Genomic DNA, 15,854 nt, shown 5'->3' with positions numbered 1-15,854 from the left:
TTAAACTATGAAAACATTACGCAATCTAGCATTGGCTTTTTCTGCGATGGCTTTCGCTATCTCATGTTCTTCAGATGATGATTCTACAGAGATTTCAACACAAAATCACTTTCCATTAGGAGCAAGTAATTATTGGAAATATGATGCAACAATGACTGGAGCAGAGCCAGCTCAAGATTCATTATATGTAAATTCTGTACAAAATAATATTTATGATTTAAATGTAAAAGATGTTAGTACAAATCTTTTTATGGGTGTGATTACTCAAAATAATATCAAAGTTGAAAACGGAGAATATTATTTACAAGGAAGTGTAAATGTCGGAGATGTTGTTGGAAATATTTTAGATTTAGAAATTGATTTAAATAATGCAAAATTCTTAAGTGAAAATGCAGCAGCTAATACACAATTATTTTATTTAGAAGGAGAAGAGGAACAAAATTTTGGACAAATTCCTTTAAAATTAAAGTATAATGTAGAAACAATTCAACAAGAATTAATGTCTTCTAAAAATGTAAATGGAGAAACTTATGAAAATGTAATTAAAGTGCAATTTAAAGTAAATCTTCAAATTCAAGCAGAAGTTTTAGTTTCTTTTGATTTAATGGCTCCACAAGATGTAATTGTTGTAGATGCATATTTTGCTGAAGGAATTGGAATGATTGAATCGAATACAACAATGCAATATGAATTGGAAAATTTAAGCTTAATTGGTGGTTTAAATTTCCCAGAGACAATGTCACAAACACAAGATGAGGAAATTACAGAATATTTAGTAATTCAATAATTTTCTTTAAAAAATATATTTAAAAGCTATTTCGAAGGAAATAGCTTTTTTTTTGAAATTTATATTTTTTCAACAATTTGATCTGCGATTGCTAAACAAGAAGTTGCCGCAGGAGAAGGAGCATTTAAAACATGAATATGATTTTTTGTTTTTTCAATTTTAAAATCATCTACCAAACCACCTTCAGAATCTAAAGCTTGTGCACGAACGCCAGCTCTGCAATAAACAACATCTTCCATGGTTAAACTTGGCATCATTTTTTGCAATTCTTTTACAAATAATTTTTTAGAAAAAGCTCTTTTATATTCTTCTAAACCTTTTCGCCAATGTTTGAAAAATAATTTCCAAGTTCCTTTATAAGTTAATGCTTCCCAAGAATCTTTAAAACTGAAACTTGTACGATTATAACCTTCTCTTTTAAACGTAAAAACAGCATTTGGTCCACATTCGATTGCTCCAGTTGTCATTTTTGTAAAGTGAACTCCGAGAAATGGAAATTTTGGATCTGGAACAGGATAAACTAAACCTTTAATTTTATATCTAGCATCTGGAACCAATTCATAATAATCGCCTCTAAAACCAACAATTTGCATGTCAATTTTTAAAGCATCTTTTTTTGCATTTCTATCTGATTCTAAACCTGTACAGAAAATTATTTCTTTAGCTTGAAAATCACCTTTTGTAGTTTTTATTGTCGAAATATCTTTTTTATCAATTACATTTTTTACTTTTGTCTCCAATAAAAGTTTACTTTCTGGTTGTTTTTCGATTACTAAAGAAACCATTTTTTTACACATTCCAACATAATCAACAATGCCAGCAGTTGGAACCCAAATTGCTTTTAAAGCTTCGATAAAAGGTTCTTTTTCTTTTACTTCTTGCTTGTTTAAAAAACGAATTCCAGGAGTTCCATTTTCGATTCCTCTTTCATAAATATTTTCCAGAATTGGAATTTCAAATTCTTGTGTAGCAACAATTACTTTTCCACAAGTTTCATGTTTTACATTGTATTTTTCAACAAAATCAACTAATTGATCTCGACCATTTTTGCAATTAATCGCTTTATAAGAATTTGGTTTGTAATAAATTCCTGAATGAATTACACCAGAATTTCTTCCTGTTTGATGTGCTCCAATTTCATTTTCTTTTTCAAAAATGATAATTGTTTTTTCAGGATATTTTGATTGTAGTTTATAAGCAGTTGCTAATCCAATAATTCCTCCACCGACAATTGCATAATCGTATAATTGCTTCATTTGTTTAAAATTTTAGCAAAAATACTTTTTTAAATAAGAATGAAGAAAGAGATTTTTGAACAAATAAAAATGAAGTTTTCTTAGACTAGAAAAACGTACTGAAATTTGTTTATTAAAACTAGAATGAAATATTAGTTTTAATTAAAGTTTATAGATTAAGTTTTAAATTATAAGAATAAATTGTTATTAAAATGAAGTTTATATTTTAATATTATATTTTTGTGAAAAAAATAAACTATGTTTAGAAAAACGATATTATTGCTATTGATAATTTTAGAATTTGGGTATATGAATGCTCAAGATTTTGAAACAAAAAGAGAAACAAATCTTCAATTTTTAACATCCACACTATCTATAACCTCTGATAATTTTTTTCATTTAGGAACTTTTTATAGTGGAGTAATTTATATTCAAAAATTTTCAGAAAATTTAAAATTTGAAGAAGAGTATCTTGTTGATGAAAAGGTTTCAAGAAAATTTCCTAATGTTTTAAATGCAATTTATACAGGAAATGGAATTGAACTTTTATTGAGTAATCAAAGAAGGAATAAATTTAGGATATTACAAATAGAAAATGGGAATTTTACATCATTTAAAGATTTTGAAGTTCCAATTTCATTGGAAAAAAAGGAATTAATTGTACAAACATTTCAGTAGAACTTATTTTCATTTTAAAGATTCTTTATTGTACGCATATATCTATAAGAAAAAAATAATTTTTAAAAGATTTTAAAATCTAAATTTTATGTTATGAAAAGAAAAATATTAGTTATAATACTATTTACATTACAATTCTCTTTAAATTACGCACAAAAAACTTCCAAAATTAAAGAGTTTAACCCTTTTAATGAAACGACGATTTATGAAAAAGATGATGAGAAATTAACTCTAATTACAATAAGAAATAGAAAAATATATTTACAAAATTTTGATAAGCAATTGAATTTCCAAAATCAACTGGATTATACATTATCGAAATCAAAATTTGATAAATTAGTTAATGTTAATTATGTAGAAAACGGAATCAATTTATTTTTTACAAATAATAAAGAAAAACAATTTCGAATTATTTCAATTGAAGAAGGGAAAAAAGGCTCTTATAGAGAAGTAGTTTTTCCATTTGATTCGGAAAAAAAAGAACTATTTATTACTTTTCTTAATGTTGAAGAAAAAACATTTATCGTTTCTGTAGAGAAAAATACTTCTACTTTAAATTTCTATCAAATTGAAAATGGAAATTTTGTAAAAAAACATACGATTGATTTTTCAGAAACATTTATTGAAGATGCAGAATCAGGAAAATTTTATGATGTAGTTCAAAAAAATAAATTCCAACAGATTTTAAAAAACAAAGAAAATTTCGCTGAAAATTTAGTGAGTAAATATAAATTTTATGTCGATAATTCGAAATTATTTATGACTTTGGATGGAACTTCTTTTCGAACTTATGTATTAAAAGTTGATTTAAAATCGTTTGATTTTTCTTTTCAAGAAATTAAAAAACAACCTCTAAATAAACCATATACACTTAAAAATAATTCAAATTCATTTATTCATTCCAATAAATTATTTCAAACAATTTTGAATAAAGAACAGGTTTTTGTTTCTGTTTACGATTTAGAAAAGAATTATTTTATCACTAAAAATATTTTTAATGATAAAAGTAAGTATGAAAATATACAAACGATAAAATATGAAGGGTATTCTAACATGATTAGTGTTGATAAATTGGATGAAAAAACGGATAGAAAATTCCGAAGAGTTGCAATTAGAAATAATCCAATTATTAGTATTTATCCAGATGGTTCGGAAATTTGTTTAGAATTAAGTTCGTATAAGAAAGTCAGAGAAAATTCAGGTGGATGGATGGTAAACTCTGGAGGATTCTATAATCAAGCAGGACCAGTTATGGTTTATTTTAATTCTGAAACAAGAACTAAAGATATAGATCCAGGAAAAGAAAATGTTTTATATACATTTTTAAATCCGAGAGATTTTAATATTCTTTTTGAGTTTAAATCTAAATCAGTTTTATTAAGGATTAATGAATTTTTAAACGAACCTGATAATAAAATTGAATCATTTATTTTAGCACATTTTAAAGGGAAATATGTTGTTTTTTATAAAGTTAAAAAAGAAATTAAATTCAAAGAGTTTAAATAATAGATTTTCTTAATTTAGAAAAAACATGTTTTATGAAATATCATTTTAAATTTTTATTGATTTTACTAAGTATTTTTATTCTTAATAGTTCTTTTTGTCCTTTTCAGGAAAGAAAATCAATTTCAAAAAAAGAACAATTTCTACAATTATTTTATGAAAATGATTGTTCGTTTAACGGAATTGAATTAAAAGGAAAAGTTAGATTTGTCGATGCTTTTGAAGATATAAAAATTCGTTATGTAAATGCATTTCCAGATATAAAAGTAGAGTTTGTAAATGCTTTCCCTGATAAATGTGGAAAATGGCAAGAAGTGAACGCTTTTGAAGATTTTAAAGTTAGAATTGTAGATTCATTCGAAGATTTAAAGGTGCAAAAAGTAACTTCTTTTCCTGGAATGAATTAAAAAAATATAAACATGAATAATAAAAAAAGGTTTCAATTATAAGTTGAAACCTTTTTCTTTTACAAATTTTCCTAAATAATAACTAAGCAAACTAAAAGCTATAAAAAATAAAGCATATAGATTTAAATTACTTAATGGATGTGATTTAGCAAGTAAAATAATTACATTGATTGCAATTCCAATAATAAAAGGAATTAGAAAAGAATAGAGGTAAAACTTAAAATTAGGTTTCTTTAAAAGAAAAGGAATAATCAGAAAGCAGATAGAGAGCGCTATGTTCATATAAATATAATCTCCAAAAAATACGATTCCTGATAAGATATATACCAAAAAAGGTATAAAATAAAATAATTTTGATTTCATAATGTTAGCAATTTCGTTTTTAGTGTTTTAAACAATTTTTTCGTTGTCAAAGATGAAAAATTAGATTGAAAATTTAAAAGTTAAAATGTTAAAAAGATGTTAGAATGTTCAAAAGTATGCGTCAAAAGTAGTAATTTGAGCCGTTCAATTTTTTTAAATTAGAAACAGAAAACACATGAATACAAAAGATACTCCAGGCGACTGTTGTTCTATGGATACTTCAAAAAATTCCCACTGGAATAAAGCCTATACAGATAAAGAAACAGAAAAATTGGGTTGGTATGAAAAAGAAGCAAAACCAACTTTAGATTTAATCAAAGATTGTAATTTACCAAAAGATACTCGAATTTTAAATGTGGGAGTTGGAACTACAACTTTGATTGATGATTTGATTTCCGAAGGTTATTCAAATCTGATTGCTACAGATCTTTCTGAGAAAGCTTTAGAAATTTTAAAAGAAAGATGTGGAACAGAAAATGTTTCTTATATCCAAGATGATTTAACAAATTCTACAACTTTAAATACAATTTCACAAGTTGATTTATGGAATGATCGTGCGGTTTTACATTTCTTTTTAAAAGAAGAAGAAAAACAAGCTTATTTTGATTTGTTAAAAAAAGTGGTGAAAATTGATGGTTTTGTAATTATCGCAACGTTTAATTTAAATGGTGCTTTAAAATGTTGTGGTTTGGATTTATGTCGTTATGATAAAGCAATGATTGCAGAGCGTTTAGGAGAAGATTTTGAATTGGTAAAAGATTTCGATCATACATTTATCAATCCTGCTGGTTCACCAAGAGAATATGTTTATACATTGTTTCAAAGAAAAAAATAATTGCTATTTATGAAAAAACACGAAATAGCTTATCAAAAAACAGGATACTTTTCTAAATTGATGTGTGATTATTTAGATCAAAAAGAAGACATTCAACATCTTTATGGAAACTTTCCAACTTTAGAAGGTTTTAAAAAGCAAATTGATTTAAAAAAAGAAAGTTTTCTTGCAGAAGATAGAACAATTTTAGTGCAAGATTTAACGCAACAATATTTTGGTTTTGATGCTTCTGAAGCAACGAAAACAAATATTGCTTCTCTTTTAAATGAAAATACTTTTACAATTACAACTGGACATCAATTAAATCTTTTTACAGGTCCATTGTACTTTTTATATAAAATTGTTTCGACGATTAATCTTACGAAAGAATTAAAAGAAACATACCCAGAATATGATTTTGTTCCAGTGTATTGGATGGCAACGGAAGATCATGATTTTGAAGAAATTAATCATTTTTTCTACAAAGGAAATAAAGTTTCTTGGGAAAGAGAAAGTGGAGGAGCTGTAGGACGTTTTTCGACTGAAGGTTTAGAAGAAGTTTTATCGCTTTTAAAAGAAGAAATGTCTTCAAATAGAAATGCAAAATACATTCAAGATTTATTCGAACGAGCTTATTTAAATCATAAAACTCTTGCAGATGCAACTCGCTATTTAGTGAATGAATTATTTGGAGAATATGGTTTAGTAATTGTTGATGGAGATAGAAAAGCTCTAAAAAATCTTTTTGCAGAAACAATGCAAGAAGATATTTTAGAAAATTTAGCCCAACGAAAAGTTGAAAAAACAAACGAAGAAATTCAAAAAAACTATAAAGTTCAAGTAAATCCAAGAGAGATTAATTTATTTTATTTAGAAGAGAATTCTAGAGAAAGAATTATCGCAGAGAAAGAATTTTATAAAATAAATAATACAAATCTGGTTTTTACAGAAGATGCATTAATCGACGATTTATATAAAAATCCAGAAAAATTTAGTCCAAACGTAATTCTTCGCCCAGTTTATCAAGAAACAATTCTTCCAAATTTATGTTATATCGGCGGAGGAGGAGAATTGGCTTATTGGTTGGAATTAAAATCTTATTTTGATACACAAAAATTAGCTTTTCCAATTCTTTTGTTGCGTAATTCAGGTTTGTTGATGACAAATAAACAATTTCAAAAAATGGAAAAATTAAACATTTCCATAGAAGAAATTTTTATGAAACAAGATGATTTAATTAATAAAAAAGTAAAAGAATTATCACATCCTGATTTAGATTTTACGGAACAAATTGCTTCATTAGAACAAATGTTTGCTTCTTTTGAAGAAGTTGCAGAAAAAACGGATAAATCGTTTATAGGAGCTGTAAATGCACAAAAAACAAAACAGTTAAAAGGATTGAAAAATCTAGAAAAACGTTTGTTAAAAGCACAAAAAAGAAAGCTCTATGATGTGGTAACAAGAATTCAAATGTTACGTGGTGAACTATTTCCAAATCAAAGTTTAGAAGAAAGAAAACGTAATTTCGTTGAAATGTATGAAAATTACGGAGAAGATTTAATTCCAGCTTTGTTTGAAAATATGAAACCTTTAGAACAAAATTTTACGATTTTAGAAATGGAATAAAAAAAGAACCGAGTTAATGGCTCGGTTTTTTATTTTCAGGTTTTTCTAAATGAACTTTTGATACTAAATCTCCATTGATAAAAACTAATTGAATCGGATTTTTGGTTTTCTGACAACAACTTGGAATTACTAAAATATCGGCAGCATTTCCAGTTTTTAGGGTTCCTCTTTTTTTCATAATAGGAATATTTTTTTTGGTTAGTTCGACAATATTTTTGCTACATCGAGTAGATACGTCTTCCCAAGTTAATAAATTTTCATCAGTCATTTTCTTAAGATTATTTAAAAATTGCCCTTTTTCCATCTCAGTTGAGTAAATAATGTTTGATTTTTTACAAAATTTATGATCATCGACTCTTTGTGATAAATCTGCATAATTTGCATCTTTTATTAAAGCAGGACTAATAAAACCGAAATTTAATTCTGTTGGTTGATGCACAATTTTTTTTGGTTCATCTTCTAAATATAAAACAGTTGTAATTCCGTTTTTTATAAACGTTTGATGTAGATTTGGATTGTAATCTTCTTCTTCAATATGAATAAAACCAGGAAGAACAATATGATTTTTTGCATTAATAATTTCTCTTCCATAAAGTTGATATTTGGAAATTTCAGCGATAGAATCTCCGTTAATTCCAATATTTACTTTTTGTAAATCTTTTGAGCCATCCACAAAGGCATTACCATTTTTTATGACCAAATCGTAAACGGGAGCATCTTTACTTAGTTTGTTCAAATAGAGAAATACTCCAGCTACGACTATCAAAATTAAAATCAATAATCGTTTCATAGTTAGTTAGTTTTAACTAAAGTTACGTAGATTTTTTGAGTTGATTTTCAGGTTTTTAAAAACTTTAACTGAAAATATGAAGTTAAAATGATAAAATGGAAATGAATAATCAGTATAGATTTTTTTATAGCTCTTTGTCTTTTGTATCAAAAGTATTTTTATAAAAATTCTAGAGAGAAATTAATTCAAGCTTTTGACGAATATTTGGCTGAAAAAGGCTGGGGATAATTTGAAAAATATGTTAGATAAATTCCTACCTTTGTTATCTAAATTTTTCGAAACAGGATGAAAAAGGAATACGTAATATTGGTAAATGAAAACGACGAACAAGTTGGTTTAATGGAGAAAATGGAAGCACATGAAAAAGCATTACTTCACAGAGCATTTTCCGTTTTTGTTTTTAATGATAAAGGAGATTTAATGTTGCAACAAAGAGCAGCTTCCAAATACCATTCTCCACTTTTATGGACAAATACTTGTTGTAGTCACCAAAGAGAAGGTGAATCTAATTTAGAAGCAGGAAAGCGTCGTTTACAAGAGGAAATGGGTTTTGTAACAGAATTAAAAGAAGTTTGTTCTTTTGTCTATAAAGCGCCATTTGCAAATGGATTAACAGAACATGAATTTGATCATGTAATGGTTGGAAATTTTAACGAAAATCCAAATGTAAATCCAGAAGAAGTGGAAGCTTTTAAATGGATGCCATTAGAAGATGTAAAAAAAGATATTGAAGAAAAACCTGAAATTTATACGGAATGGTTTAAGATTATCTTTGAGAAATTTTACTCATTTTTAGAAGAAAATAAATAATGAAAAATTTAAAATATAGTTTTGTTTTTTTTCTGTTCTTTCAATTTGGATTTGCACAATCTAATAAAAAAGAAATAGAAGAATTTCAAAAAGAATTAAATACAGAGTTTAAAAATCCTGAAGAATCTCCTTTGAAAAAAGCAGATTTAAAGAAATTTAAATCTCTAGATTTTTTTCCAATAAATGATGTTTTTAAAGTAAAAGCAAAATTTATTTTAGAAGAAAATCCTATAACTTTTCAAATGCCGACAACAACAAGCCGACTTCCAGAATATCAAAAATATGCAGAAGTTGTTTTTGAATTGGAAGGAAAAGAATATCGTTTGGAAGTTTATCAGAATCAAAAATTAAAAGAGAAAGAAGAATATAAAGATTATTTATTCATTCCTTTTACAGATTTGACAAATGGAAATGATTCCTATGGAGGAGGAAGATATTTAGATTTGAGAATTCCTGAGGGAAATACTATAATTCTCGATTTTAATAAAGCTTATAATCCATATTGTGCTTATAATGAAAATTATTCTTGCCCGATTCCACCCGAACAAAATGATTTAGCTGTTCGAATTGAAGCAGGAGTCAAGAAATATGAAAAAGATTAAAAAGAAAAGCAAATTATAAAAGTTTTATAGTTTGCTTTTTTATTTTAAAATTATAAAAAATAAAATTATCGTTGCGCTACTTTATTTTGATACAAAAATAAATCAACCATAATTTTATAACATTCTTCAATATAAAAATCACCATTTAATTTTTTTAATTCATAAGCAATTTTTGGCGAATTAGATTCTTTTTCTAAAATTGTTGCTTCACTATGATAAGGTGTATATGAATTTTGCTCATATTTCTTTAATAAATTAATCTTGTCAAATACTCGAAGTTTCGTCGCATAATACTCTTTAAATTTTTCAAACGAAAGATTAAAATCATTTTTGTCCGTATATAAATCGTAATCAGGAATAATTTGTTTAATCATTTGGAAATTATCCGAACTATTTACGCGACGATTACTCAAGAAATTTAAATAGCTAATTGGGAAATTGTATTTTGTTTTGAAATATGTTTTCTTATTTACTCGATCATTTTTTAAAGAAAGTGGCTCTTTTAACTCAGAATGTGCTGTATTTTCAAAATACATTGGCAATAAAATATCAGGAGTTAATCCAACTTGTTGAAAAGATTTTCCGTCCACACGATAGAATTTTTCCACAGTAATTTTTAGAAATTCATTTTCTTTTGTGTCTTTGATTGGTAGAATTACTTGTGTTGAACCTTTTCCATAAGTTTTACTTCCAACAATAATTGCTCTTTTATGATCACGCAAAGCAGCAGCTAAAAATTCGGAAGCAGAAGCAGAATAATTATTTACTAAAATGACAATTGGCTTGTTAAAATAAGAACCAACAGAAACATCTTTCATGATTTCTAAGTCTCCATTTTTCATTTTAGTAATTCCTAAAGGACCAATATTTGTGAAAAAACTAGCAATTTTTCCAGCTTCTCGCATAGAACCTCCACCATTGAATCGCAAATCTAAAATTAAGCCATCAACATTTTTCATTTTAAGCTTTCGAAGCTCATTTTTAAAATCATACGCAACTCCACTTTTTGGATTATTATCGCTTTGAGAATAAAAACTAGAAAGAGAAATGTAACCAACTTTTTTGGAACCTGGATTTTCAAGAACAAAACTATTTACTTTGTTTTTATCCGTTTCCTCTGTTACTTTTTCAATTACTTCTGTGATTATTGTATCATCTTTTTGTTTGGCTTTAATAATGATTTTAGAATCTTTATTTGCATCGATAATTCGTTGAATATAAGAAGCATTTGGACAATTTAAATCGATGAAGTTTTTATTTGTATTCCATTGTAAAGAAATAATTTCATCACCAATTTTTAAACTAGATTCTTTAGCTTGGCTATTATTTTTTATTTTTTTAATCTTTAATTTTTTATCATCAGAAACTTCAAATTTTAATCCAAAAGTTTTCTTTTCAGTAGATAAATCACCTTCAAAAATTTCTTTTTCTGTGTAAGAAAAATAAGTTGTATTTGGATCAAAAGTTTTAGCAATATTGTTATAATAAGTATTTTCAATAAAAGAATCTACACCACCATTTGGATGAATTAATTCATTAAAATAACATTCTAAATTTTTAGAAATTGTTTCTTGAATTAATATTGCAATCTCTGGATGAAAAGACAATTCATTCAGTTCATCAATTGTATCCACAGAATATTTAAAATAATTTACAAGCAATCGATATTTCAATAAACATTTCCATTTGTCATATAATTCTGTATCATCTTTAGCATAAAGAATTGTCGTGTCATCAGAAAAAACATAATTTTCATCCTCACTTAAAATCAATTCTTCCGATAGAATTTCATCTACCATTTTTTGAGTTTTCAAGATGTTAGTTTTATAAATTTTCTTTATTTTGTCTAGAAAAACACAAGAATTATATTTTATTTCGTCATCTAATTGATTTTCATAGATATAAATTGAATTCATATCATTTTGTGTGAAAATCAAACCATCTGAGTCGAGTTCTTTGATAAAATTCGAAATAAGTTTTTTTGAAAATTGATCATCAATTTTTTGCTCCGAAAAATGAAAGTAATTAATTTGATCTACAATTCTTTTGGGTAAATCACAGGTATTTTCTTTCTCTTTTTCTTGAGAAAATCCTGTAAAAGAAATAAATAACAATAGGCACAAAATATGTAGATTTGCTTTCATAATTTCGAGGTTTTTATTGGAAATATTAAATTACGATTTAGTTTGTTAAGAATAGTTTAAAGACTATTTCGTTATGTTGTAAATTATTGTTAAATTATTGATTATCAATTATTTTACTATTTATTAGCTTTAAATAAAATGAAAGTAACTGTACATAGAAAAGCGCATTTTAATGCAGCTCATAGGCTGAATAACAAAAACTGGTCCGAAGAAAAAAATGATAAAATATTTGGACTTTGTAACAATCCTAATTATCACGGACATAACTACGAGTTGATTGTTAGTGTAAAAGGAGAAATTGATCCAGAAACGGGTTATGTGATTGATATGAAGATTCTAAAAGATATTATTTATGAAGAAGTTGAGCTTCCATTTGATCATAAAAATTTGAATTTAGATGTAGAAGAATTTAAAAATTTAAATCCAACAGCAGAAAATATTGTTGTTGTAATTTGGCAGAAAATTAAAAAACGATTAGATAAAGATTTTGACTTGGAAATTACATTATATGAAACACCAAGAAATTTTGTAACCTTCAATGGAAAATAAAAGAAAGTCTTTCAAATTGAAGGACTTTTAGTTTTTAAAATAAATAGAAGAAATAAAAAACATCTATAAATTATGGCAGGTTTATAGATGTTTTTATAAGCAAATAATAAGAAATTAGTCCCAATCTAGAAGGCGCTTTTCTCCTTCTAGCTTTTGAATTTCCGTCACATCCTGTGACATTTCTATAACACCTCTATACTTTTTATTTTTATCTCGAATTGCGAAATATCTAATGTGAATAATTCTTCCTCGGAAATTAAACCAAAACTCAGCAACATCTTTACTTCCTGCTTTAAATTCCTCTAGAATTCGTAAAACTGTGTTTACACTTTTTGGCGGATGACAGAATTTTACTTCTCGTCCAATAATTCCTTTACTTCTCGCAAAAACACGATCTTCACCACGATTATAGAAAATAACTTTATCATTTTCATCTACATAAGTGATATCAACTGGTAAGAATCGAAGTAATAAATTTACTTGTTCTGGAGTCATATATCCTTCATCGTAATGAAATGTATTATCTGTTGAAAAAGGCAAATCACGAACTGTTGTATCCTGACTTGGATGAATATAATCTTCTACTTTCGGTTTAGGATATGGTGTAGGTTTTTCTTTTAACATCCAACCAATTTCCTCATCTCCTTCAAAAAACTCTTCCCAATCTTTCTCATTTAATAACTCCATGGCGTTTGGAAATAGCCTTGTATCTTCAACATACATCAGATTCTGAAGATTATCTAGTAAAAAACGAAGGTTTTCTCGAATTTTTGCGAATTCCCTTTTTTCATTATTACTTTCAATAATTCGTATCATTTTTCGCAAGTTATCATGAAAAGACCACATTCCTTGACTTGGTCCATTCCATCCGTATTTTTCTAAATAAGGGAAGAGTTGATTTTCTTTTCTAACAAAACGCTTTTCAACTGTTGCTAATTCGTTGAAAGCATTGTAATATTTTTGAAATTCTACTTCAATATCAATATCTTCAATCTCATCAATTAATTTATGAATCAATTCCGCTTCTTCATAATATACTTTTACAGGATGTCCTTCTGGAAGCTTTTCAACTGTCGGTAAAAAAGTATTCATACGCTTTTCATTTTATGAATTCTAAACTTTTGTGCTTAAAATTCCTGTTCTTTAATCGATTTTAATTCAAGTTATAGTCAGTAGATTCTCATCTTGGAAGCAAAATTAAGTGCTTTTATTCAAATAAAAAAGAAAAAAAGATTATTTTATCTTTTAATATATTCTGTGATTTTCTAATTGTTATAAAATCAAGGAATTAAATCTAAAATGAATTTGTGGTTTTATTTAATTTTGCAATTTTTATTTTAATTGAAAGAAAATTGAAAAAAGGATATTTCTAAAAAGTCAAAATCCCCAATTCCAAAAAGAATCAGGGATTTTTCATATAGTATAAGGGGGAAAGTATTCTCCAATATTTACTTATCGTCTTTCTTATTATTATAATACAAATATTTTGTCTCATAATAAAAAGCACGCGCTAAGCTATCCAAATGCGAAGTTACAAAAGGATTTTCAGTTTTCACATCATTCAATGAATCATTATTCAGATTCTGTAGCAAACTTTTTGAACCTGAGATATTTGTCTTGTAAAAATAATTTTTTCCAATTACTCCCAAAGCAGGTTCTCCCTGAATTTGATCGTAAATAAATGCATTATGTTTTGTTCTAGTTGTGTCTAAAAGATTAATTCCTAGCGTATAATTTGTATATTTTATTCCTGCTGTACTTGCTAAAGTTGGCATGATGTCAATTAAATTTGCTGGGAAATTTCGCTCTTTATTTTCAATGTTCATATATTCTGGAGCAATGATAAAACAAGGAACATGATATTGCCCAATTTCTAATTCATATTCATTTCTTTCCATGTGAGAATACGGATTAATAGAAGTATTATGATCTCCATAAAATAAGAAAATTGTATTATCAAAATAGCCAGCTTCTTTTGCTCTTTGAATATATCTTTTCACATTAAAATCTAAATAACGCAAAGCATTATATTGCTTGATATTTTTAAATCCAGCCTTTTCTAAAAGACTCATATCGATTTCGCTTTCAGTCAATGGTTTGTAAGATTCTTTTTCATCTGGAACAGTGAAAGGTCTATGATTTGAAGAAGTTTGAATATATGCAACGAATGGTTTTTTCGCATCATGTAATTTCTTCAACTCGATGTCTGACTCTTTAAATAATTCGTAATCATCAATTCCCCAAACATCCGAACGTTTTTCTGTTTCATAAGAACCTTCTTCAAAAATCTGTAAATTTCGAATATTTGATTGAAAAACAGCACGAATATTCGCCCAATTTGCACTTCCTCCTAAGAAATATAATTTTTCATAATCTTCAAATTGGTCAAAAATAATTCGTTGGTTAATAATATTTGGATTTCTGGAAGCTGTTTTAGCGTTTACAACATCTGGAAGCCCTGTAATACTAGCAAAAACACTTCTTGCAGTCCCAATTCTATGAACGAAGAAATTATTAAAACTAATTGTGTTTTGATATAAACTATCCAATGTTGGAGTTCCTTTCATCGGATTTCCAAAATGCCCCATCGGAACGGCTCCTAAAGATTCCAACATTACAATAACCACATTTGGTTTTTTGGCTTGAATTGTATCATTTTCTGCTACAGTTCTTTTAAAATCAAGAATTGGATTTTGTTTAATATTTAAATAATCAGCCATAGTTGGAAAATAATCTTCTGCTGGCTGAATTTCAAATCCTTCATTTCTAAATTTATAACTGTCATAGAAAAATAAAACAGGATTTAAAGAAAGCTGATTAATTGATTTGTTTTTTGAGAAAAAAGCTTGGCTCCAACGAAGTGGATAAAACCCGACACTATTATAAATTCCAAAAGCAGTTACAAATAAAACAAGGAAGAAATAAGCGAATTTTTTCTTTCCTTTTATAGAATTATCTTTACGAATGAATTTAGCATATTTTTTATCGAAGAATTTATAAAGAATTACAACAAAAATTAACAATCCAAAAACTCCCCAATAAACAGGATACGTCTCAGAAACCATTGTTGCAGAAATTTTCCAGTTATCTAAAAAACGCATTGCTGTTGCGTCTAATCTTTCTCCTAAATAATCATAAAAACCAATATCTGTCACAGCAAAAAGTGTTGCCGCAACATAAATTATTGTTAAATAAATGTTTGAAAATAAACGATGAATTTTGCTTCGAAAAAAACGATTATTTGCTAAAACAATCCATAAATTTAAAGGGGTCAGCAGAATTAAGGTCGTTCGAATATCGAAACGTAATCCGTATTTTAAAGCTCTGAAAACCTCACGATTTCCTAGCTGATCCAAGCCTTTAAAGGCAAATACAAAAAATAAAATTCTTAATAAAAGAAAGAACAAGAATAAATACAGAATATTCTTGAAAATATATTTTATATATGCAGGTGTTTTTCTAAACATTTTCAAATATTAATTTAATTCGTGCAAATTTACTCTTATTTTTCCAAAGAATCTTCTTTAAGAAAGAACTATCTTTTAT

At 26.7% G+C, this 15,854-nt stretch carries 14 protein-coding genes; 9 read left to right on the top strand and 5 right to left on the bottom strand.

The window, feature by feature from the left end:
* Positions 1-7: 7 nt before the first annotated feature.
* Positions 8-787 (top strand): hypothetical protein, encoded by a 780-nt coding sequence (locus I1A51_RS12110; protein ID WP_196894252.1) that lies wholly within the window; start codon positions 8-10, stop codon positions 785-787.
* Between the two features lie 59 nt (positions 788-846).
* Here the strand turns inward: I1A51_RS12110 and lhgO are convergent, their stop codons facing one another.
* Complete coding sequence (gene lhgO / locus I1A51_RS12105; RefSeq protein WP_196894250.1) at positions 847-2,043, bottom strand: L-2-hydroxyglutarate oxidase; 1,197 nt, start codon at positions 2,041-2,043, stop codon at positions 847-849.
* A gap of 288 nt (positions 2,044-2,331) precedes the next feature.
* Here lhgO and I1A51_RS12100 point away from each other — a divergent pair, with 288 nt between their 5' ends.
* The 5 genes from I1A51_RS12100 (at position 2,332) to bshC (ending at position 7,413) form a co-directional block, all read left to right on the top strand.
* Entirely contained in the window at positions 2,332-2,700 is a 369-nt protein-coding gene (locus I1A51_RS12100; protein ID WP_196894249.1) for a hypothetical protein, read from the top strand.
* Positions 2,701-2,793: 93 nt separating this feature from the next.
* A complete protein-coding gene (locus I1A51_RS12095) occupies positions 2,794-4,206 on the top strand; it encodes a hypothetical protein (protein WP_196894247.1) in 1,413 nt (470 codons plus the stop codon).
* A 32-nt stretch (positions 4,207-4,238) separates the two neighbouring features.
* Positions 4,239-4,610: a hypothetical protein gene (locus I1A51_RS12090; RefSeq protein WP_196894245.1), complete on the top strand. Its 372-nt coding sequence runs from the start codon at positions 4,239-4,241 to the stop codon at positions 4,608-4,610.
* A gap of 538 nt (positions 4,611-5,148) precedes the next feature.
* Positions 5,149-5,808 carry a class I SAM-dependent methyltransferase gene (locus I1A51_RS12085; protein ID WP_231374026.1) on the top strand — a complete coding sequence of 220 codons (660 nt, stop codon included), beginning with the start codon at positions 5,149-5,151 and terminating at the stop codon, positions 5,806-5,808.
* A 9-nt stretch (positions 5,809-5,817) separates the two neighbouring features.
* Positions 5,818-7,413 (top strand): bacillithiol biosynthesis cysteine-adding enzyme BshC, encoded by a 1,596-nt coding sequence (bshC, locus tag I1A51_RS12080; RefSeq protein ID WP_196894243.1) that lies wholly within the window; start codon positions 5,818-5,820, stop codon positions 7,411-7,413.
* 13 nt (positions 7,414-7,426) lie between these two features.
* Here the strand turns inward: bshC and I1A51_RS12075 are convergent, their stop codons facing one another.
* A complete protein-coding gene (locus I1A51_RS12075; RefSeq protein WP_196894241.1) occupies positions 7,427-8,203 on the bottom strand; it encodes a hypothetical protein in 777 nt (258 codons plus the stop codon).
* Between the two features lie 285 nt (positions 8,204-8,488).
* On the opposite strand from I1A51_RS12075, the gene idi reads away from it, so the two are divergent.
* Both idi and I1A51_RS12065 read left to right on the top strand, forming a co-directional pair.
* Positions 8,489-9,013: an isopentenyl-diphosphate Delta-isomerase gene (gene idi, locus I1A51_RS12070; protein ID WP_196894239.1), complete on the top strand. Its 525-nt coding sequence runs from the start codon at positions 8,489-8,491 to the stop codon at positions 9,011-9,013.
* Positions 9,013-9,615: a DUF1684 domain-containing protein gene (locus I1A51_RS12065; protein WP_196894238.1), complete on the top strand. Its 603-nt coding sequence runs from the start codon at positions 9,013-9,015 to the stop codon at positions 9,613-9,615. Before idi ends, I1A51_RS12065 begins: the two co-directional genes overlap by 1 nt.
* Positions 9,616-9,680: 65 nt before the next feature.
* Here the strand turns inward: I1A51_RS12065 and I1A51_RS12060 are convergent, their stop codons facing one another.
* Positions 9,681-11,759, bottom strand: coding sequence for a carboxy terminal-processing peptidase (locus I1A51_RS12060; RefSeq protein WP_196894236.1), 2,079 nt, complete (start codon positions 11,757-11,759; stop codon positions 9,681-9,683).
* Positions 11,760-11,897: 138 nt separating this feature from the next.
* On the opposite strand from I1A51_RS12060, the gene I1A51_RS12055 reads away from it, so the two are divergent.
* Positions 11,898-12,308, top strand: coding sequence for a 6-pyruvoyl trahydropterin synthase family protein (locus I1A51_RS12055; protein WP_196894234.1), 411 nt, complete (start codon positions 11,898-11,900; stop codon positions 12,306-12,308).
* Positions 12,309-12,422: 114 nt separating this feature from the next.
* On the opposite strand, the gene I1A51_RS12050 is transcribed toward I1A51_RS12055, so the two are convergent.
* Both I1A51_RS12050 and I1A51_RS12045 read right to left on the bottom strand, forming a co-directional pair.
* Positions 12,423-13,400 carry a DUF438 domain-containing protein gene (locus I1A51_RS12050; protein ID WP_196894232.1) on the bottom strand — a complete coding sequence of 326 codons (978 nt, stop codon included), beginning with the start codon at positions 13,398-13,400 and terminating at the stop codon, positions 12,423-12,425.
* A gap of 356 nt (positions 13,401-13,756) precedes the next feature.
* Positions 13,757-15,664 (bottom strand): LTA synthase family protein, encoded by a 1,908-nt coding sequence (locus I1A51_RS12045; protein ID WP_231374025.1) that lies wholly within the window; start codon positions 15,662-15,664, stop codon positions 13,757-13,759.
* Positions 15,665-15,854: the final 190 nt, after the last annotated feature.

The sequence above is a fragment of the Aureivirga marina genome (assembly GCF_015767265.1).
In the GTDB taxonomy this organism is placed as follows: Bacteria; Bacteroidota; Bacteroidia; order Flavobacteriales; family Flavobacteriaceae; genus Aureivirga; species Aureivirga marina.
This window is presented reverse-complemented; position numbering and strand designations above follow the sequence as displayed.

Excerpts from the sequence above, each read along its gene's own strand:
- I1A51_RS12110 (WP_196894252.1), top strand. The coding sequence starts at position 8 with ATGAAAACATTACGCAATCTAGCATTGGCTTTTTCTGCGATGGCTTTC.
- lhgO (WP_196894250.1), bottom strand. The coding sequence starts at position 2,043 with ATGAAGCAATTATACGATTATGCAATTGTCGGTGGAGGAATTATTGGA.
- I1A51_RS12100 (WP_196894249.1), top strand. The coding sequence starts at position 2,332 with ATGAATGCTCAAGATTTTGAAACAAAAAGAGAAACAAATCTTCAATTT.
- I1A51_RS12095 (WP_196894247.1), top strand. The coding sequence starts at position 2,794 with ATGAAAAGAAAAATATTAGTTATAATACTATTTACATTACAATTCTCT.
- I1A51_RS12090 (WP_196894245.1), top strand. The coding sequence starts at position 4,239 with ATGAAATATCATTTTAAATTTTTATTGATTTTACTAAGTATTTTTATT.
- I1A51_RS12085 (WP_231374026.1), top strand. The coding sequence starts at position 5,149 with ATGAATACAAAAGATACTCCAGGCGACTGTTGTTCTATGGATACTTCA.
- bshC (WP_196894243.1), top strand. The coding sequence starts at position 5,818 with ATGAAAAAACACGAAATAGCTTATCAAAAAACAGGATACTTTTCTAAA.
- I1A51_RS12075 (WP_196894241.1), bottom strand. The coding sequence starts at position 8,203 with ATGAAACGATTATTGATTTTAATTTTGATAGTCGTAGCTGGAGTATTT.
- idi (WP_196894239.1), top strand. The coding sequence starts at position 8,489 with ATGAAAAAGGAATACGTAATATTGGTAAATGAAAACGACGAACAAGTT.
- I1A51_RS12065 (WP_196894238.1), top strand. The coding sequence starts at position 9,013 with ATGAAAAATTTAAAATATAGTTTTGTTTTTTTTCTGTTCTTTCAATTT.
- I1A51_RS12060 (WP_196894236.1), bottom strand. The coding sequence starts at position 11,759 with ATGAAAGCAAATCTACATATTTTGTGCCTATTGTTATTTATTTCTTTT.
- I1A51_RS12055 (WP_196894234.1), top strand. The coding sequence starts at position 11,898 with ATGAAAGTAACTGTACATAGAAAAGCGCATTTTAATGCAGCTCATAGG.
- I1A51_RS12050 (WP_196894232.1), bottom strand. The coding sequence starts at position 13,400 with ATGAATACTTTTTTACCGACAGTTGAAAAGCTTCCAGAAGGACATCCT.